Origin of the sequence: Caloramator sp. E03 (assembly GCF_006016075.1) — a bacterium.
In the GTDB taxonomy this organism is placed as follows: Bacteria; Bacillota; Clostridia; order Clostridiales; family Caloramatoraceae; genus Caloramator_B.
On sequence record NZ_CP040093.1, the window covers coordinates 1,935,828 to 1,956,249 of the forward strand.

At 31.4% G+C, this 20,422-nt stretch carries 14 protein-coding genes; 11 read left to right on the top strand and 3 right to left on the bottom strand.

The window, feature by feature from the left end:
* Nucleotides 1–119: 119 nt before the first annotated feature.
* Entirely contained in the window at nucleotides 120–2,036 is a 1,917-nt protein-coding gene (locus FDN13_RS09530) for an NAD(+) synthase (RefSeq protein ID WP_138979982.1), read from the top strand.
* 191 nt (nucleotides 2,037–2,227) lie between these two features.
* Nucleotides 2,228–2,989 (top strand): DeoR/GlpR family DNA-binding transcription regulator, encoded by a 762-nt coding sequence (locus FDN13_RS09535; protein ID WP_138979983.1) that lies wholly within the window; start codon nucleotides 2,228–2,230, stop codon nucleotides 2,987–2,989.
* Between the two features lie 100 nt (nucleotides 2,990–3,089).
* Here the strand turns inward: FDN13_RS09535 and FDN13_RS09540 are convergent, their stop codons facing one another.
* Complete coding sequence (locus FDN13_RS09540; protein ID WP_138979984.1) at nucleotides 3,090–4,355, bottom strand: MFS transporter; 1,266 nt, start codon at nucleotides 4,353–4,355, stop codon at nucleotides 3,090–3,092.
* 233 nt (nucleotides 4,356–4,588) lie between these two features.
* On the opposite strand from FDN13_RS09540, the gene recD2 reads away from it, so the two are divergent.
* The 7 genes from recD2 to FDN13_RS09575 all read left to right on the top strand — a co-directional run bounded on the left by recD2 (nucleotide 4,589) and on the right by FDN13_RS09575 (nucleotide 15,153).
* The gene (recD2, locus tag FDN13_RS09545; RefSeq protein ID WP_138979985.1) at nucleotides 4,589–6,808 is read left to right on the top strand and encodes an SF1B family DNA helicase RecD2; all 2,220 of its coding nucleotides are present in this window, start codon (nucleotides 4,589–4,591) and stop codon (nucleotides 6,806–6,808) included.
* Between the two features lie 12 nt (nucleotides 6,809–6,820).
* A complete protein-coding gene (locus FDN13_RS09550; protein ID WP_138979986.1) occupies nucleotides 6,821–8,458 on the top strand; it encodes a hypothetical protein in 1,638 nt (545 codons plus the stop codon).
* The gene (locus FDN13_RS09555) at nucleotides 8,431–9,153 is read left to right on the top strand and encodes a ComF family protein (RefSeq protein ID WP_138979987.1); all 723 of its coding nucleotides are present in this window, start codon (nucleotides 8,431–8,433) and stop codon (nucleotides 9,151–9,153) included. The genes FDN13_RS09550 and FDN13_RS09555 overlap by 28 nt, the downstream gene beginning before the upstream one ends.
* Nucleotides 9,154–9,767: 614 nt before the next feature.
* Entirely contained in the window at nucleotides 9,768–10,289 is a 522-nt protein-coding gene (gene hpf, locus FDN13_RS09560) for a ribosome hibernation-promoting factor, HPF/YfiA family (protein WP_138979988.1), read from the top strand.
* A 119-nt stretch (nucleotides 10,290–10,408) separates the two neighbouring features.
* On the top strand, nucleotides 10,409–12,910 hold the full coding sequence (gene secA / locus FDN13_RS09565) for a preprotein translocase subunit SecA (RefSeq protein ID WP_138979989.1): 2,502 nt from the start codon (nucleotides 10,409–10,411) through the stop codon (nucleotides 12,908–12,910).
* A gap of 196 nt (nucleotides 12,911–13,106) precedes the next feature.
* Nucleotides 13,107–14,223, top strand: a protein-coding gene (gene prfB / locus FDN13_RS09570; protein WP_138979990.1) for a peptide chain release factor 2 whose coding sequence is annotated in 2 segments (ribosomal slippage) — nucleotides 13,107–13,184 and nucleotides 13,186–14,223 — 1,116 coding nt in all. Because the reading frame shifts where the segments join, the coding sequence is not laid out codon by codon here.
* 48 nt (nucleotides 14,224–14,271) lie between these two features.
* Complete coding sequence (locus FDN13_RS09575; protein ID WP_138979991.1) at nucleotides 14,272–15,153, top strand: DMT family transporter; 882 nt, start codon at nucleotides 14,272–14,274, stop codon at nucleotides 15,151–15,153.
* Between the two features lie 22 nt (nucleotides 15,154–15,175).
* Here FDN13_RS09575 and FDN13_RS09580 read toward each other — a convergent pair whose 3' ends face one another.
* On the bottom strand, nucleotides 15,176–16,567 hold the full coding sequence (locus tag FDN13_RS09580) for a M28 family metallopeptidase (protein ID WP_138979992.1): 1,392 nt from the start codon (nucleotides 16,565–16,567) through the stop codon (nucleotides 15,176–15,178).
* A gap of 96 nt (nucleotides 16,568–16,663) precedes the next feature.
* Between FDN13_RS09580 and FDN13_RS09585 the strand changes: the two genes are divergently transcribed.
* Entirely contained in the window at nucleotides 16,664–17,635 is a 972-nt protein-coding gene (locus FDN13_RS09585) for a hypothetical protein (RefSeq protein ID WP_138979993.1), read from the top strand.
* Nucleotides 17,636–17,814: 179 nt separating this feature from the next.
* Here FDN13_RS09585 and FDN13_RS09590 read toward each other — a convergent pair whose 3' ends face one another.
* Nucleotides 17,815–18,861, bottom strand: a complete 1,047-nt coding sequence (locus tag FDN13_RS09590) for an IS30 family transposase (RefSeq protein WP_138978399.1) — start codon at nucleotides 18,859–18,861, stop codon at nucleotides 17,815–17,817.
* A 375-nt stretch (nucleotides 18,862–19,236) separates the two neighbouring features.
* Here FDN13_RS09590 and FDN13_RS09595 point away from each other — a divergent pair, with 375 nt between their 5' ends.
* Nucleotides 19,237–20,343, top strand: a complete 1,107-nt coding sequence (locus FDN13_RS09595; RefSeq protein ID WP_138979994.1) for a sensor domain-containing diguanylate cyclase — start codon at nucleotides 19,237–19,239, stop codon at nucleotides 20,341–20,343.
* The last annotated feature ends 79 nt before the right edge of the window (nucleotides 20,344–20,422 follow it).

The window sequence follows — 20,422 nt, forward strand, 5'->3', positions numbered from 1 at the left end:
AAGTAAAAACTACATACTATTTATTTAAATTGCAAAAAAAGTTTCAAAAGCTTTTTACTTTAAAAATAAAATATTTGTGATATTATAAAATTTGAAATATTTTATATGGAGGTAATAAAGTGAGAAACTATGGATTTGTTAGAGTTGCATCTGCATGCCCAAAACTTAAAGTTGCAGATGTTAAGTATAATGTAGGTGAGATAAAATCTCTTATTCTAAAGGCATATAAAGAAAATGTGTCCATACTTGTATTTCCTGAGCTATCCATAACAGGATATACATGTGCAGATTTATTTGGACAGGATATTCTTATTGAAAATAGCAATAAGGCAATTAGTGAATTATGCAGCTTTACTAAAGATATAGATATGTTAATATTTATAGGAGCTCCATTCTTATCAGGTCAGTTTTTATTTAACTGTGCAATTGCAATTCATAAAGGGAAGTTACTTGGAATTGTTCCTAAAACTTATATACCAAACTATGGTGAATATTATGAAAAAAGATGGTTTGCATCATCAAAGGATGTTTCTTTTGAAGAAGTTTATTTTTTAGATGAGAATGTTCCTTTTGGGAATATATTATTCCAAGATGAAAATATAAAGGAGCTATGTGTTGGAGCTGAAATATGCGAGGATCTTTGGGCAGCTATACCTCCTTCTTCATATCAAGCCTTAGCAGGTGCAAGTATCATTGTAAATCTTTCTGCAAGTAACGAACTTATCAACAAAGCTTTATATAGAAAGGAACTTGTAAAACAGCAAAGTGGAAGGCTTATATGTGGATATGTCTATTCTTCATCTGGAGTATATGAATCAACAACGGATCTTGTATTCAGTGGTCATATTATGATAGCAGAAAACGGAAGCATCTTGAAAGAAGGAGAAAGATTTAAAAGGGATAGTGAACTTATAATAGCTGATATAGATATTCAAAGGTTATTAGCTGAAAGACGAAAAAATCTTACATTTAAAGATTCAAACACAAATACTATATATAGAAAAGTTATGTTTAATATGGAAATAAAAGAAGGGAGCAAGCTATTAAGATATGTTGATCCTCATCCTTTTGTACCTTCCAGTACATTAGAAAGGGAAGATAGATGCAGGGAAATATTTAATATACAGGTTGCAGGACTTGCAAAGAGGATAGAACATACAGGATTAAAAAAGCTAGTAATTGGGGTATCAGGGGGGCTTGATTCAACCCTTGCACTATTAGTTGCAGTAAAGACCTTTAAAGAGCTTGATATATCGAATAAAAATATAATTACAATTACAATGCCAGGTTTTGGGACAACGGATAGAACCTATAATAATACTATTGAGCTTTGTAAAAGTCTTGGTACAGATTTTAGAGAGATAAATATTAAAGAGGCTTGCCTTCTTCATTTTAAAGATATATCCCATGATGCTGATAAACTTGATATAACCTATGAAAACGTTCAGGCAAGGGAAAGAACACAAATTCTTATGGATATTGCAAACAAGGAAGGAGGGCTTGTTGTAGGAACAGGGGATTTATCTGAGATTGCCCTTGGCTGGAGTACGTATAATGGTGATCACATGTCTATGTATGCAGTAAACTGCAGTGTTCCTAAAACTCTTGTTAGATATCTTGTTGGGTATGTTGCAGAAAGGGAGATGGATAAAAAAACCTCAAACATTTTGGTTGATATACTAAATACCCCAGTAAGTCCAGAGTTATTACCTGCAAAGGAAGGGGAAATTTCACAAAAGACTGAAGATATAATAGGTCCTTATGAGCTACACGACTTTTTTCTATATCATTTTATAAAATATAGCGCACCACCTAAAAAGATATTATATTTGGCACAGGAGGCCTTTGAAGATAAATACAGTAAGGATGAGATTTCAAAATGGCTTAAAATATTTTATAAAAGGTTTTTTATTCAGCAGTTTAAGCGTTCCTGTATCCCCGATGGCCCAAAGGTTGGAACAATAAGTCTTTCCCCAAGGGGAGATTGGAGGATGCCAAGTGATGCATCATCAGATATTTGGATTGAGGAGCTTTAACTAATAAGTGACAGAAGTCGCCTACTTCGTAGAGTTGGGGTAGTTCACGTTTATACAAAAAGGACGGCTTATGCAGCTGTCCTTTCAATTTTATCAATAGAAGATTAAAAGTTTATATAAAAAGTACTGTGTTGTTTTATTTTGTTTTATGTTGTATTATATTGATAAAAGGAATTGTATGGAGGTATAAGATGCTTGCACTTGAAAGAAGGAGAAAGATTTTAACTATAATTCAACAGGAAAAAAGTGTTTTGGTTCCAGAGTTAAGTAAACTATTTAATGTTACTGAAGAAACAATAAGGCGAGATCTTGAGAAACTTGAGAAGGATGGATATTTAAAAAGAACCTATGGAGGAGCTGTTATAGTTGATAATTCAAATTTAGATCTTCCTTTTAGTATAAGGGAAGTTACAAATATAGAGGGGAAAAGTTCAATAGGTAGTATAGTTGCTCAATATATTAATGATGGTGAGATTTTAATGCTTGATTCAAGTTCAACAGCACTTCAAGTTGCAAAACATATTAAAAATAAAAAAAATATTACAGTAATTACTAATTCGGAAAAGATAATATTAGAGCTATCAAATAATAAGGATTTTAACATTATTTCAACTGGAGGGACCTTCAGAGCATCATCATTTTCTTATATAGGTCATTTAGCAGAGAAGGCCATAAAAAATTACAATGCTGATAAGGCTATTATATCTTGTAAAGGTATTTCTATTGATAAGGGAATAACTGACTCAAATGAAATGGAAGCAGAAATTAAAAAAGCTATGATAAATTCGTCAAATAAAGTATTTCTTGCTGTTGATTATACTAAATTCAATAAAGCTTCCTTTGTAAATATGATGGATATTAAAGATATAGATATACTGTTTACAGATAATAAGTTATCTTTAGATTGGGAAGATAAGCTAAAGCATTTTGAAGTTCAAGTTATATACTGCTAAAGCCTATGTAAAAATTAAAATTTTTATGTTTAAGATTAATGGTTTGTGGATTGTAGTTTTAAAGTAAAGATGTTGCAGCAAAAAGTATATATAGAATAAGTTATATTTTAACATAAGAAGATGCATTTATATTTTTGTATTTTAGGGTATAGTTTCTTCTTAAAAAGAATAATAGTGAGGAAAAAAATCTTGCTCCTGCAGTTATTAAAAGTGCTACTTTAATGTTTGTAAGCTTATATATATACATTCCAACAAAGGGTGCAATTATTAAAGTTAGATTTATGCAAAGATTATATAGGGCTATATAGGAAGTCCTATTTTCTTTTGGGGATACTTCATACAGCGAGTTTATTAAAAGAAGCTGAATTCCTGCAAAAGTAAATCCTATAATTCCAGTGAAATATGCAACGTGTATTATATGAGTTGATATTGAATAAAATAAAGGACAAAGCCCGGAACCAAAGGCTGATATGGTTAAGGTTAGGGCACTCCCTTTTTTATCAGAAAATTTTCTCCAAAAGGTATAGCCTATTGCCATACATACACCGTTTACTGTTGATATTATTCCTGCCCACATCTCATTAGTATGAAGGTAGTCAACCTCATAGGTTAAAAATAAAGGCCAGCCCATCTGCCAAGAAAAGTGGAATACTATAATACATATAATGTATATTAAATATGGTTTTTGTTTAATCATTCCTTTAAAAAAATCTATACTTAGCTTTTCCTTTTCGCTTTTTACTTCAACAAAATTTCCCTTTATTTTATCTTTGTGCATATAAAGAGAAAGAACTTCAAAAATGCCTATGATAAAGGCAATTATAAAAACTATTTGGTAGTAATGTATAAGCTCCTGCTTGGTATTTGACAGCTTGTGAAGGAGAATCCCCACAAAAAGTGTTACTGCTGTCCCTGTAAAGGTTGAAATACTGTTTCTTTGTGATAGAACTTTTGACCTTTTAGAAGGTGAGAATATATCTGCAAAGAAAGACTGCCAAAAGAATGTTGCTATAGAGCCTGGAAAGTTCATAGCACCATATAATAATACAAATGTTGCAGCACGTAATCCTTCAGGAAGGATAGGAACAAAGGCCATTAATATATAAAAGCTTCTAGTTACAAAATAAGAAAGTGAGGTTACTTTTTTCTTATTTTTGCATGAAAGTATAAGAGGAGTACTAAGAAGTATTCCAAGGATACTAAATAATGCAGGAAGAGAATTTAGCAAAGATACAAGATAATCGCTGGCATTTAGCCTTTTTATGAATAGACCTGCAAAGGATGTTACGAGGTTGACAGATATTATTTGAAGTGCCCCATTGATATTGTTCATCTTTATATTAAAATTTTCATCGATATTTTTCATAGATATCCCCCTTTATTACAGCACTATTTTATTATAGCATTGAAAAGTTATTTGTGAAAATGCCAGATACATAAAAAATTAAGAAAATAATGTAGCAATGTATATATTTAAATATATATTGGCAAAATCTAAATGTATAATGTAATAATTAGCTAAAATATTGGAGCCATTTTTTAACTATGATATAATTCAATTAAGAATTATAAAAAAATTATATCTTAGGGAGATTAACCATGGTTGAAATAGAAGGTACAGTTGTAAGTATTGTATATAGGAATGATGATAATGGATATACTGTAGCAAAGATTAAACATGGGAAAAATACTGAATCGGTTGTTGGCTATATGCCCTTTTTGAATGAAGGCCAAAGGGCAAGGTTTTTCGGTGAATGGACAATACACCAAACCTTTGGTCAGCAGCTTAAAGTTGAAAGTTTTGAAGAAATAATGCCTGCTACTTTAGAGGGAGTTGAAAAATACCTTGCAAGTGGTCTTATTCCTGGGGTTGGTCCTGCAACTGCAAAGAGAATTGTTGAGAAATTTGGAATGGATTCACTTGATATTATTGAAATGAACCCTATGAAGCTTATGGAGATTGAAGGTATTGGAGAGAAGAAGGCAAAAAGTATTGCAGAGGCCTTTAAAGAGCAAAGAGAGCTAAGGGAAGTTTTAGTTTCCCTTCAAAGCTATGGTATATCTGTAACTTATGGAATTAAAATATATAGAAAATATGGTAAAGATACTTTTAATTTAATAAAAGAAAATCCTTATAGGCTTTGTGATGACATAGATGGTATAGGGTTTAAAACAGCCGATAAAATTGCAAGAAACCTTGGTGTTGATTTAAATTCTATTCATAGAGTTATGGCAGGTATAAAATATGTTTTAGCTGGCTGTATTGCAAATGGACATGTATATCTTCCAAAGCTGACTCTTCTTGATGAATGTGTTGCTCTTTTAAATGTTTCAGTTGAAATAGTTGAAGAAGCGCTTACATCTCTTATAGTTTCCAAACAAGTTTATATTGATGATATCGAGGGCGAAACAGCAGTTTACTTATCCTCACTTTATTATTCAGAACTTGGAGTGGCAAGGAGGATTATTGAGCTTTCTTTAAATAAAGTAAAAGATGATTTTAAGGATGTAGAAGAGGATATAAAAGAATTTGAAAAGGAAAATAATATAGAGTTTGCGATAGAGCAAAAAGAAGCAGTAATACAGGCGGTTAAAAATGGGGTTTGTATTATAACTGGAGGCCCTGGGACAGGGAAGACAACAATAATAAAATGTATAATTGAAATTTTCAAGAAAAAGGGAATGGAAGTAGTACTTGCTGCACCAACAGGTAGGGCATCAAAGAGGATAACGGAAGCAACAGGCTACGAGGCAAAGACAATACACAGACTTTTAGAGATGGAATATGTTATGGGAGAGAATTATCCTGAATTTTCAAGGGATGAGGGTAACCCATTAGAATGTGATGCCGTTATAATAGATGAGGCTTCTATGGTTGATATACTTTTGATGAACTCCCTTTTAAAGGCAATGCCTTTAGGATGCAGGCTTATTATGGTTGGAGATGTGGATCAGCTTCCATCTGTAGGCCCAGGCAATGTCTTAAGGGATATAATAGAAAGTCAAGTACTTAGTGTTGTAAGGCTAAATAAAATATATAGACAGGCTGATGAAAGCCTTATTGCTATAAATGCTCATAGGATAAACAGTGGTCAAATGCCAATATTAAATGACAGGGAGAAGGATTTTTTCTTTATTCAAGTTGGTAATCCTTCAGACATGGTTGAGGAGATTGTTAGGCTTGTTGATATAAGACTGCCATCCTTTAAGGAAGGATTTGATCCTATGCGGGATATACAGGTATTATCACCAACGAGAAAGGGAGAGGTTGGCATATATAACTTAAATATAAAACTTCAGCAGGTTTTAAACCCAAAATCAAGCCAAAAGGCAGAAAAACAGTTTAGAGATTTTATATTTAGAGTTGGAGATAAGGTAATGCAGATTAAAAATAACTACAGCTTAAAGTGGCAGAGTATCTCCAATGAAAATGAAACTGGGATGGGAATTTTTAATGGAGATATAGGCTTTATAGAGGAGGTTGATAACGAAAATCAAACTCTTACAGTTATATTCGATGATGATAAAAGAGTTGTATATGATTTTACAAATTTAGATGAGCTTGAAATGGCTTATGCAGTAACTATACATAAAAGCCAGGGTTGTGAATTTCCTGTGGTTGTAATTCCTGTTTTTTATGGTCCTCCTATGCTTATGACAAGAAATCTTATATATACTGGGGTTACCAGGGCCAAAAAGCTTGTTGTATTGGTTGGATTGAGCAGAGCTTTATGTAATATGATAAATAATGATACTATTGCTAAAAGATATACAGGGCTAAAAAAGAGAATAATTTCTTATGTTAATGTTATAAGATAGGGTGTGCTATAAGTGGATGTGGTTCTTTATAAAGCAAAGCAAAGGGATGGGGGATATATTTATGATATGTCTCTTAATCCAAAGGTTGATTTTGTAATATTAAAAGGAACAAGAAAAATAAGATCTTTAACTGTTATTACTCCTAAAATTCCTATTGAAATTGGTGAAAATATATTAAAAAGAGTATATGGGGCATCAAATATTGTTGGAAAGATTATAGGTTCGCAAGATTTTTTAATAAATAATGCGTTAAAAAAGTTTAATGTGCCTCAGATAAAGAAAGAAATAGTATCAAAAGAGGTAGTAGATAAAAATTCTATTTCAATAGTTGAACAGTACATAAAAGGTAAAATAATAAGCATAAGACAGCTTATAAATTTAAAATCTTATATAAATTCGGATGAAGAAGAGATAATAGATGCAGTACAAGTACTTTATTGCGAGAGAAGAATAAAAATGATACCATCTGTTAGAAAAGTTAGGAATAGGATGATTTGTTCCTTTTGTAACAAAGAGCCTTGTAGTATTTGTAGATTTGGCTTTTTAGAAGATGATATACTTTTATATGCTGCTGATAATTATAATTTAAAGAGCGTGAAAAAAGTAATATTAAAAAAGCCTATACTAACAGTATCTTTGAAAAAGGCCTACGATGATTTTAGTCTATTTATAAAATCTAAAAAGGAATGGGCAGTATTATGGTGTGTTCCAGGTTCCTTTGATTATGAGGCTATAGTAGGGGGAATAGCAGAAACTATAAAATATGGAGGAAGAATTTTGATTGTAACCTCATCCTTTGAAAATTTAAAGGCAGCAGAAGCATTAAGAAAGACTTTAAAAGATATCAATATAAGCTGTACAGCAGACAATGGATGGAGTCTTAAGGATGAAGATATAGTTATTCATTCTATAAAAAACTATTCTCCCTTTTATAAAGCCTTTGATCTTGTAATATTTGATAAAAGGTATGCCTTTTTAGAAGAAAAATTCGAGGATGCAGAGTTGCTTTATAAAAAAGCAGTAAAAGAAAATGGAAAGTTTGCTATTATAACAAGTTTCATACCTAAGAATAAGCCATTTTTTATAAAGGGAGGATTTGAAATAATCCCCCTTACATCATTAAAAACAAAAAATCCTATTCCTGAGCCAAGAATAGTTTTAACAAGGTTAATTAACGGAGGAGATTTTTATCTTCCTTCCATGGTAGTAGATATTATAAACTGGTCTATAAAAGAGGAAACAGGAATAATTATATTTGTTCCAGATGAGAAGATTCAAGACAAGGTATATAATTATTTAACTTTGTTTGAAAACTTTAACCCTTCCTTATTAGATATTTCATCAGAAAGATATAAACAATCTGTATTGAAGTTAAAAAGAAATGAAATAAGAATACTTATATCTTCAGATTTTAAAGATTTGATGAATTTTAATCAAGATATAAATGTAATTGTAGTATGTAGTGATGATAAGAGATATGATGTAGAGACCTTAATCAATATGGCATCTATAGCTTCAAGTAGTAAAAATAAAAAGATTGGGGAGGTAGTATTTGTTGCATCCAATGAAACAGAAACCATGTCTTTAGCAAAGTCGACAATAAGAAGCATGAACAAAATATCTTGGGAGAGAGGATATATAAGAAGATAGGATTCTTCATAACCTGTTTTCTTGATATAATTTTTCCAAAGGCAAGTTACTGTACAGTATGCAAAAGGATACTTATTGATAATAAAAATTTTATATGCTCTGGATGCTTAACACAAATAAGATTTGCAAATCATCAATGTAGAAGATGTGGGGAGATTATAGATAGCTTTCCTTGTAAAAACTGTTACAGTTTTAAAGGATTTTATGATGAAGTGTATTCTGTATGTTTGTATGAAGGGTTAGCAAGGGATATGATATTAAGGCTAAAATATAAAGATGACAGGGACATTTCAATAACTATGGCTTATTTAATATATGATATACTATATAAAAATAATGTATGCTATGATTTTATAACTTATGTGCCATCTTCGAAGGTTAGAGATAGAAAAAGAGGATACAATCATTCGAAACTTATAGCAATAGAGATATCAAATATCACAGGAAAACCTGTCAAGGATATACTTATAAGGATAAAAGATACGAAGCCTCAGGTATTGTTTGATGGTGATGCAAGATGGTATAATGTAAAGGATGTATTTAAATGTGAAGAGCCTGTAGATAATAAGGTTGTGCTCCTTGTTGATGATGTTGTAACAACGGGAGCAACTGTTAGCTATTGTGCAAAATCTCTTAAAGAAAAGGGAGCCAAAAAAGTAATAGTAGCTTCCTTTGCTAAATCAACATTATGTTGAAAAAACTTAAACTATCAGGTCTGTGGTTGAAAGTCGATGCCAGCCGCAGGCGAAGCGACCCACGTAAGTCAAACAAAGTTTGATGAGCATGGTGCGGTTTAGAAGTAAGTCCTGCCGGTAAAACCGAGAGAGGGATTCGTGAAAGGCATACACCTTAAGCAAAACCTCCAGCAGGCGGGTGTGGGGTCAAAGACCAGGTCAGCTGATAGTTTAAGTTTAAAAAGCCGGATAACCCGGCTTTTTATTTTATAATTTTTGAATGTAGAATAATTATATTAAATGTGATATTACAAATAATATATTTGTTCGAGTGTATAAATATTTTAAGAGATAATCCACAATTTAATTCTATGATAAAGGATTGAGTTTTAAGTTATGCACAAAATTATCAACATTATCCACAACCACCTTGTTAACATATCAACAATAGAACGTTTAAGGTTGATACAATATTAATTATGTAAAATTTATATTATTTATTAATAAAAAAATATAAATATTCAATGTCGAAATAAAAGTTATACTTGAAGTTATTAGTATAAAATATTAGAATATATATAAAATACAAAATACTTAAGGTATTTCCCTTATTATATATGAAAGGGGTAGATGTTATGAAGTTTACAATTACAGGCAAGAACATAGCTTTAACGGAGGCTTTAAAGGACACTGTTGAAAGGAAACTTGGAAAGCTTGATAAATATTTTGGTCCTGATGTAGAAGCCCATGTAACTTTGAGTGTTCAAAAATCTAATCAGAGGATTGAAGTTACTATCCCATTCAATGGAGTGATATTAAGAGGAGAAGAATCAACAGAGGACATGTATACATCTATTGACAATGTTGTTGAAAAGCTTGAAAGGCAGATTAGAAAACATAAAACAAGGCTTGAAAGAAAAATTCATGAGGGAACCTTAAGATTTGCAGAAATATCCACAGATTATGAAGAGGATGAACCTAAAATTGTGAAGACCAAGAAGTTTGCAATAAAGCCTATGGATGTTGAAGAAGCAGTTATGCAAATGGATTTAATAGGACATAACTTCTATGTGTTTATGAATTCAGAAACTGACGAGGTAAACGTTGTGTATAAGAGAAAAGATGGAAACTATGGCTTGATAGAGCCTGAATTTTAAAGGGTGGCATTGCCATCCTTTTTATTTACAGAAAATTGACATTCAAAGGTTTATAGTTAATTGATAATAAAACTTTGAAATGATATAATCATTTTATCATTATTAAAGAGGGTGAAAAAATGGGACTATTAGAAAAAATATTTGGAAGTTATAGTGATAGAGAAATAAAAAGGATTACTCCAATAGTTGATAAGATAGAAGCACTTGATAGTAAAATGCAGTCATTATCAGATGATGAGCTAAAGAATAAGACTTTCGAGTTCAAAGAAAGGCTTTTAAAAGGTGAAACACTTGATGATATACTTCCAGAGGCTTATGCCGTAGTTAGGGAAGCAGCCTTTAGAACTCTTGGTATGAAACATTTTAGGGTTCAGCTTATGGGTGGCATTGTACTTCACCAGGGAAGAATTGCTGAGATGAAAACTGGTGAAGGAAAAACCCTTGTTGCTACACTTCCTGCATATCTTAATGCTTTAACAGGAAAAGGTGTTCATATAGTTACTGTAAATGATTACCTTGCAAAGCGTGATAGGGAATGGATGGGAAAAATCTTTGAGTTTTTAGGATTAACCGTTGGAGTTATAACTCATGAGCTTGACAGCGATCAAAGAAGGGCTGCCTATAACTGCGATATAACATATGGTACAAATAATGAATTTGGCTTTGATTATTTAAGGGATAACATGGTTATTTATAAAGAGGAAATGGTTCAAAGAGAACTAAATTTTGCAATAATTGACGAAGTGGATTCAATACTCATTGATGAAGCAAGAACTCCTCTTATAATATCCGGAGCTGGGGAAAAATCAACTCATCTTTATAAAGTTGCTGATACCTTCGTTAGGATGCTTAAAAGTGATGATTATGAAGTTGATGAAAAGCAGCATGCTGTAACTTTAACAGAGAGTGGAGTTCAAAAAGCAGAGAAGTTTTTTAACCTTGAGAATTATGCCGATGCCGAAAATATGGAGATACAGCATCATGTAATACAGGCTTTAAAGGCCCATTATCTTATGAAAAAAGAGATAGACTATATAGTAAAGGACGGAGAAGTATTAATAATAGATGAATTTACAGGTAGAATAATGTACGGAAGACGATATAGCGATGGACTTCATCAGGCAATTGAAGCAAAGGAAAATGTTAAGGTTGAAAGAGAGTCTAAGACTCTTGCGACAATAACTTTCCAGAACTATTTCAGGCTTTATAAAAAAATATCTGGTATGACAGGTACAGCTCTTACTGAAGAGGTTGAATTCAGAGAGATATATGGTCTTGACGTTGTAGTAATACCAACAAATAAACCTATGATAAGAGTTGATTATCCTGATGTAGTATATAAGACAGAAGCTGCAAAGTTTAAGGCAATTGTTGATGAGATAGTTGAAACCCACAAAAAGGGACAGCCTGTACTCGTTGGTACTATCAGTATTGAAAAATCGGAGCTTCTATCTGATATGCTAAAGAAAAAGGGAATACCTCATCAGGTTCTTAATGCTAAGTACCATGAAAAGGAAGCAGAGATAATATCTCATGCAGGAGAAAAGGGTATGGTAACTATTGCAACAAATATGGCAGGTCGTGGTACTGATATTAAACTTGGAGATGGAGTTGTTGAGCTTGGAGGTTTAAAGATAATAGGAACCGAAAGGCATGAGTCCAGGCGTATAGATAATCAGCTCCGTGGACGTTCTGGACGTCAAGGTGATCCAGGTTCATCAAGGTTTTATATATCTCTTGAGGATGATTTAATGAGGCTTTTTGGTTCTGAAAAGTTAAAGGATATTGTAGAGAGGCTTGGCCTTCCAGATGATGAGGCAATAGAAAGCAAAATTGTTTCAAATGCAATTGAACAGGCCCAAAAAAGGGTAGAAGGAAATAACTTTGATGTTAGAAAAACGCTTCTCCAGTATGATAATGTAATGAATAAGCAAAGAGAGATTATATACAGCCAAAGAAGAGCTGTTCTTGAAGGAGAAAATGTAAAAGATAATATTATATCAATGATTAAGGATATAATAGATGCAGCAATAGAATCCCATATATCTGACGACAGGCATAGGGAAGAGTGGGACTTAAAAGGATTTTTAAGATATGTTGAGGACATATTCCTTCCAAAGGGAATGATATCTTTATCTGCAATTGAGAATATGTCAAAGGATGAAATCAGACAAAAGCTGTTTGATATTGCTCTTGATATTTACAGTAAAAAAGAAGATGAGATAGGTCAGGAACAGATGAGAGAAGTTGAAAGGGTAGTTTTACTGCGTTCTGTTGACTTGAAATGGATGGATCATATAGATGCTATGGATCAGCTAAAGCAGGGTATGGGACTGCGTGCTTATAGACAAAGAGATCCTGTTCAGGAATACCAATTTGAAGGTATGAACATGTTCAACGACATGATATATAACATTAAAGAGGAGACAGTAAGATTCTTATTCAGGATAAAGGCTGAAAGAAAGGTTGAAAGAGAGAGGGTTGCCCAGCCAACTTCAACAAACTACGATGAATCTGTTAAAAAAGAGCCTATAAGAAAGGAAAAGAAAGTAGGGCGAAACGATCCATGCCCATGTGGCAGCGGAAAAAAATATAAAAATTGCTGTGGGAAAAATTCATAAATTTTAAATCATGACCACTATAAAAGGTGGTCATGATAATTTTAGTTTTGAAATTATAAATAAAACTTATAGCATATTAATGATATTCTTGACAAAAATAATGGTGTATATATAAAATTTTAGGCAATTATTGCTTGTTTAAAAATGTTTGATATTATATAATGTTGTACATAACTTTGAAAGGATGGTGGCTTATATGCATATAGCATTTGAAGAATACTATATTGCAATAAACCCTATGAAGGAAACTTTAAAAGAAGTGGGGGCTTCTCTTTGACATCGCTGGTTTAAAGAAGGAGATTGAACTACTTGAAGATAAAATGCAGCAAGGGGATTTTTGGAATGATATTGAAAATGCTCAAAGGGTTGTTCAAAAATCTAAAGCATTAAAGGATAAGGTTGAAAGATATGAAAAGCTTTTAAGTAGGGTTGAGGACCTTCAGGTTTTAATTGAGATATCCGATGAAGCTGAGGATTTATCTACTCTTGATGAAATAAAAGCTGAAAAGGAAGATATTGAAAAGAAGATAGAAGAGCTTAGGATTGAAACTCTTCTATCTGGAGAATATGATAAAAACAATGCAATAATTACCATACATGCAGGTGCAGGGGGAACAGAGGCTTGCGATTGGGCTTCCATGCTTCTTAGAATGTATACAAGATGGGCAAGTGCTAAAGGATATACGGTTAACACTTTAGATTACCTTCCAGGAGATGAGGCTGGAGTTAAAAGCGTAACTCTTGAGATTACAGGAGAATATGCTTATGGATATTTGAAATCAGAAAAAGGAGTTCACAGGTTAGTTAGGATATCACCATTCGATGCAGCAGGCAAAAGGCATACCTCCTTTGCTTCCCTTGAAGTTCTACCTGAGATAACACCAGAGCAGGATATTGAGATTAGAGCAGAGGATCTTAAAATAGATACCTACCGTTCAGGTGGTGCAGGTGGACAGTATGTTAATAAAACTGAATCTGCAATAAGGATTACTCATATTCCAACAGGAATTATTGTTCAGTGCCAAAATGAGCGTTCCCAGCATGCAAATAGGGAGGCGGCTATGAAAATGCTAAAGTCTAAGCTCATTGAACTTAAAGAAAGGGCACATAAGGAAAAGATTGAAGATTTAACTGGGGAACTTAAGGATATAGGTTGGGGAAGCCAAATACGTTCTTATGTTTTTCAACCATATACAATGGTAAAGGATCATAGAACAGGGATAGAAGTAGGGAACATTCAAGCTGTAATGGATGGAGAGATAGACGAATTTATAAACGCATATTTAAAATGGCAGGCAGCAGGAGGCAATTGACCTGCTGTTTTTATTAATTATAGTAAGGTTTTTAAAGGGGATGGTATTATGGATAAAAAAAGAGTACGTTCTAATTTCTTATTGCTACTTGCCGCAACAATATGGGGATTTGCATTTGTTGCCCAAAGGATTGGCTCACAATATGTAGGAGCCTTAACTTTTAATGGAATAAGGTTTGGGCTTGGATGTATTTCTCTTATACCTTTAATCCTTTATTATAATAAAAAAAATAACGCTGATACCTTATTAGTAGACAGAAAGTCAATTATTCCTGGAATAATAGTTGGTACTGTACTTTATATAGCCGTAACGTTACAACAGGTTGGAATTATTTATACAACTGCTGGAAAAGCAAGCTTTATTACAGGGCTCTATATGGTTATTGTACCAATTATTGGAGTAATATTAAAACAAAAAATTGAAATAAATTCATGGATTGGAGTAGGCTTTGCAACTATAGGGCTTTATCTTCTTTGTATAAATGAAAACTTTAATATAAATTATGGGGATTTGCTTATAATAATAAGTGCTTTTCTTTGGGCTATTCACATTTTAATCATAGATTATTTTTTGAAAAAGGTTGAGCCTTTAAAATTATCATTTCTTCAGTTTGCCGTATGCTCTATATTTAGTATAATAACAGCAGCTATATTTGAAGATATAACTATTAAAGGAATATCAAATGCAATAGTTCCTATTTTATATGGAGGTATTTTATCTGTTGGAGTTGCATATACCTTGCAAGTAGTAGCCCAAAAATATGCCAAGCCTTCCCATGCAGTTATAATTTTAAGTATGGAATCGGTAATGGGTGCATTAGGTGGCGTACTCATACTTGGTGAGAGAATGAGCAATAGAGGATATATAGGGTGCCTTCTTATATTTATAGCTATACTAATATCCCAAATAAAGCTATCACCAAAACAGTAATATAAATTGTACATAAAATATTTTATAAATTCCTTCTTTTAAAATAGAGTATAAAAGATAATGATAGAATTATGGCTCCTAATATTATAATGACTTTCCTATATAAAAAGTATTGATTATTACTCTGGGCAGATACCATAATTACATCCTTTGATTTTAAAAAGGCTTCTGCTACATCATATACTTCTTTTATTCTATCAATATCTACATTTTCTATAGTGTCTTTTGGAGTATGGATTTTGCTTATATTATCATGAATTAAGGTTACAGAATCAACTCCAATTTTACAAAAAGATGCGTGGTCACTGTTGTCATTATAAATTATTTCAACTTTAGATAATGGAGATATTATTTTATATATGTCTAATACGAACCTGTTGCTGTTTTCAAGGGAAAGTATTGAGAGGGGTATTTTGTCTTTTGATCCTACCATATCAAAGTTAATACATTGAGCTCCTTTGATATCTATAGGACAATGTTCAACAAAATACTTTGAACCTAAAAGCCCTTCTTCTTCGCCATTGAAGGCTGCAAATATAATAGTTCTTTTATTATCCTTTAATGATTTTAAAATCCTTGCAAATTCAATTAAAAGAGCTGTACCAGAGGCATTATCAAAGGCACCAGGGTATATGATGTTGTCAGCATCAAAACCAACATGATCAAAATGGGCTGATAAAATGACAGGAGGGAGGCTTTCGTCTTTCCCTTTTATCATTCCTATCACGTTTTGAACAGTTACCTTTTTAATTTGAACAGGGCTTTTTATTTCAAAGTTATATCCTAAAGATGAATATCTTATAATCTCGTTTATTAAATTTTTAGAAACCATTATTTTAATAAGTCCGTCATTATAAAGCTTTTGAAGTTTATATGGTGATCTAAAGCGAAAATCCATGTTAGTTGGATAGATAACGGCCTTTATACCGCTTTTTTTAAGCATTAGGTCTTCATTATATTGATAGGAGTTTTCACTATAGCCTTTTTCAACTATTGCGATTGTTCCAGGTTTATCCATTAATTTTATCTTACCAATTATTTCACCTGAAACTGAGGCACCGTAAATTAACTCCTTAAAATCCTTACCATATTCATATTTTTTCACTATATTTCCATTTGTGTCTAAAACTTTAAAGCTACATTCACCATTTAATAAAGGAACGATTAATTCAAAACCTTGATAGAAAGTACCATTATCTCCCAAAGGATCTAATCCTATTTTTTTAAAACAATTTGCGATATATTGTGCTGCAAGGTAGTTTCCCTTATCGCCTGCAAGCCTTCCTCTATACTTATCGCTTGAAAGTATCTTTATGGTATTGTATATGTTTTCTGAATTAAAGCTTTCTGCAAAGGTATTAAAAAAAATAAAAATAAAAATTATTATTGTAAAGTAGAATGTCTTTCTTTTCATATAATCACCTCAGTAAACTATATGCAAATATCTTAAATATCATCAATTTATTTTTAGCTGAATATAATAATTAATAAGTATTTTGGAGGTAAGGTTATGGGGGATAATATTTCAAACAATAAAAAAGTTGATAATGATGAAGATTTTAATTATGAAATAAAAATAGATGAAACATTAAAAAGAATTTTTGAAAGCTCAGGTTATGATGAAGATGAGAATGTTGAAATAGGGGATTGCTTTAATGAGAATATATTAAGTTCTGTTAATTATGGAATTAAGGATGGTAAAAAGTTTGCTTATTTTCCATGTGATACTTGTAAAAAAATAAAAGCAATTATTGAAGAATATAAAAAAGTGTGTATAAAAGAATATATACCTCCTTATATCGATAGGGATTGCAGGGATTATAAAATCGCCCTTGTAATAGAGAAGATAGATGATTGTATAGTTGAGAAAGCATTTACTTATTTAGTATATAGAACAAGCATAGACGAAATAATAAAATGCATTGATGATCCGGAATGGAGAAAACAAGCAGAGGCACTTTTGCGTTCAACAGGCTTTAAACATTTTATTGATGAAAACTTTGGAAGGTTTACAAAGCAAAAAATAATAGATATGCTGTTTGATGTTAATTTCTGCTATTTTGATTGGTATTACAAAAGAAACTTATGTGAAGATGAATGCGTACTAATGGTTAAATACTATATTGTTATGATTTTAAGAAACAGAATAAAGGAAAGCTTATATAAAATTACAAAGCTAATAGAACTTGAGCTTGAATATAAGATAGCTGTTATAGAAAGTGAAATAAGGTATCTTATAAAATGCATACTTCAAGAAATAGTAATAACTCCTCTTCCAGCGGCCAACTATAACATTGAGACTTTTAATAAAATAGGAAGTTTAACTGATATATTAAAAATATTGGATGGGATATCAGGTAAGGAAGGATGCTGTGGCAAGCATGACCAGAGAAATGATTTTAAACACATTAGGGATACTATAAGAAAATATGAAAAAGTAGTTAGAACAACCCTTGAAATTTTAAAACTTAAATTGCAATAATAAATGCAACACTCTGTGAAAAATCATGTAGTATAAGGACTAAAAATAGTCAAAATAGCCTTAAATCCATCTTAATTATCAATCTATATGTCACGCAGGGGTATGTCAAGGGCTGCGTAGCAGGCGTAGCTTTACCCTTGACATACCACAAGTGGCATCTACAATATTCATAATATGATTTAGGCTATTTTTAATAATTCCTCGTAAAAAAATTTTTCAGGAGTTTTGTAATTTAGTAATTTTCGTGGGAGTGTATTCATCCAATTTTGAATTCTTTTAATGGTATCAATAGATATATCCTTTATACTCTTTCCCTTAGGGATAAAACGACGTATAAGACCATTATGTCGTTCGTTAGTTCCTCTTTCAAAAGAAGAAAAGGGATGGGTATAATATACCTCAACATCATATTTTTTAAGAATGAATTGTAAATTACTAAATTCAACTCCATTATCTGCCGTAATACTCTTGAAAATCTTTTTAAAATTATCCTTATATACTTCCATAAGTCTCTTTATAGAATCATCAACAGACTTAGCATCTTTATTATCTAAAAGCATTATTATTTCATAACGGGATTTACGTTCTGTTAAAGTTAAAAGAGCTTTATCGCCTGATTTTTTACCTATAACAGTATCTATTTCCCAATGTCCAAATTCTTGACGAGAATTAATTTGTTCAGGCCTTAAATCAATACTTTTACCTAAAAGGCGTTTGTTCTCCCTAATTCTTTTCTTTTTAGGTTTTAAATGTGTTTTTAAAGGTAAATCTATATTACGTATAGATAAAAATCCTCTATCAATATAGTTATATAAGGTCTTAGTTGAAACAATGAACTCATCTTTCCAAGAAGGATCAGTTTTGCAATAACCAACGACAGTATCAACAGACCAATTATTTTTACGGATTTTTTCTTCTGCAAATTTTATAAAGGTTTCTACTTTAGCCAATTTAATTTTTGCTCCGCAATTTGAGCGGTGATTTTTATAGACAGCTTGCCCAGTTTCAGGGAAATAACTTGAATAATAAGATAAATCACTTTTTAATTGTGATACAGTACCACGTTTAATTTCACGGCTTATAGTACTTGGACTTCGTCCTAATTTTTTAGCAATATAACGAATACTTTTACCTTCTTTAAGCAAGGCAAAAATTTCTCCACGTTCATAAGATTTCAGATGTTTAAAAGAACGTATAGGTGTGTTATAATTATTTTTATGAACCATAGTGAAAACCTCCTGTATGTTTGGATTTGTCACCTATATCATACATGATTTTCACTATGGTTTAAATATTTTTTACCTGTTGCATTTAATTATACAATGAATCCTTGAAATTTTAAATAAAAAAATACTTGAATACGAAAAGCTTGTTAATCAAAGATCCTTTATAGTTGGAGTTACAGGTATATGTGATAATAAAAGCATTTTAAAAGATGGATTTATAGAAAAATCGCCTGTAATCATTCCACCTATACCAATAGTTATTATAAATTCTACTAAAAAATAAATAAAATAGAAGGAATTATCAAATTTTTATCTAATTATATATATAACTATACAACTAATGTATATTTTTAAGATACTTAGGAGGCCTTTAAGGTGAAATACTTTTATTTATTATGTACGATATTTTTACTGTATTTTTATATTATAAAATCAATAAAATATAAGGAGATAAGATATCTTTATGATAGGACTAATAAGATAAATAAAACATTGCTTAAAATATCAGAGGAGCTTGCAAACTATGAGGATATCAATACTCTTTATAAGAAGATTATAGATGATACAGTAAAACTTATAAAAGGGGCAGACTGTGGGAGCATACTTATATATAACAGACAAAAGGACATTATGGAGTATGTTGCAGCAACCTCCTTTGATTTAGATGAGCTTAAAAAGGTTAACTTTAAAATAGAAGAACTTTATCTTTATAAAACAACAAAGTTAAAATCTCCAGCTATTATTAAAAATCCTCGTGTTTTTGATAGTACAAATATAGGAAGAGAAAAATTTAACACACTTCTCTTAACAGATTCTTTAAATATCAAGTCAACATTAAGTGCGCCACTTTATATAAATGGTGAGTTTTATGGAATTATAAACGTAGATAGCAAAAAGAGCGAAAATGCATTTAATGAAAATGATATTAAACTTATTAAATATATAACAAGGCTACTTGAAGGGGCAATTAAGAATGTTCTTTTAATGAATGAGCTTATTCAGATAACAAGGATTGATAAATTAACTGACATTTATAACAGGCGTTATTTTGAAGAATTGATGAAAAATGAAATAAAAAGATGCGAAAGATATGGTAATACTTTTTCTCTTGTTATGATTGATATGGACAACTTTAAGATGATAAATGATAATTATGGTCATAATATTGGAGATGAGGTTTTAAAGTATTTTGTTTATGTTCTTAAGCATAGCATAAGAGCAACTGATATACTTGCAAGATATGCAGGGGATGAATTCATAATAGTTATGCACGACAGTGATAGTAAAAAGGCTGCTCAAAAAATTGAAAGCATAAGGGAATATTTTAAGAAAAATTACTATTCAGATATTAGCATAGAATTTAGTGCAGGTATATGTACATATTGGAAGGGGGCAAGCCTTGAGGACATAATAATAAGTGCTGATAGCAGTATGTATGAAGATAAAAGAAAAAGAAAGCTTGGCAGCTGCGTTAATATATAGCAGCTGTTTTTTTATAAGTAAATGAACCTCTGTTTAATCTTGCATTAGTTACAATTAATAGATATTATATTACAAGGGA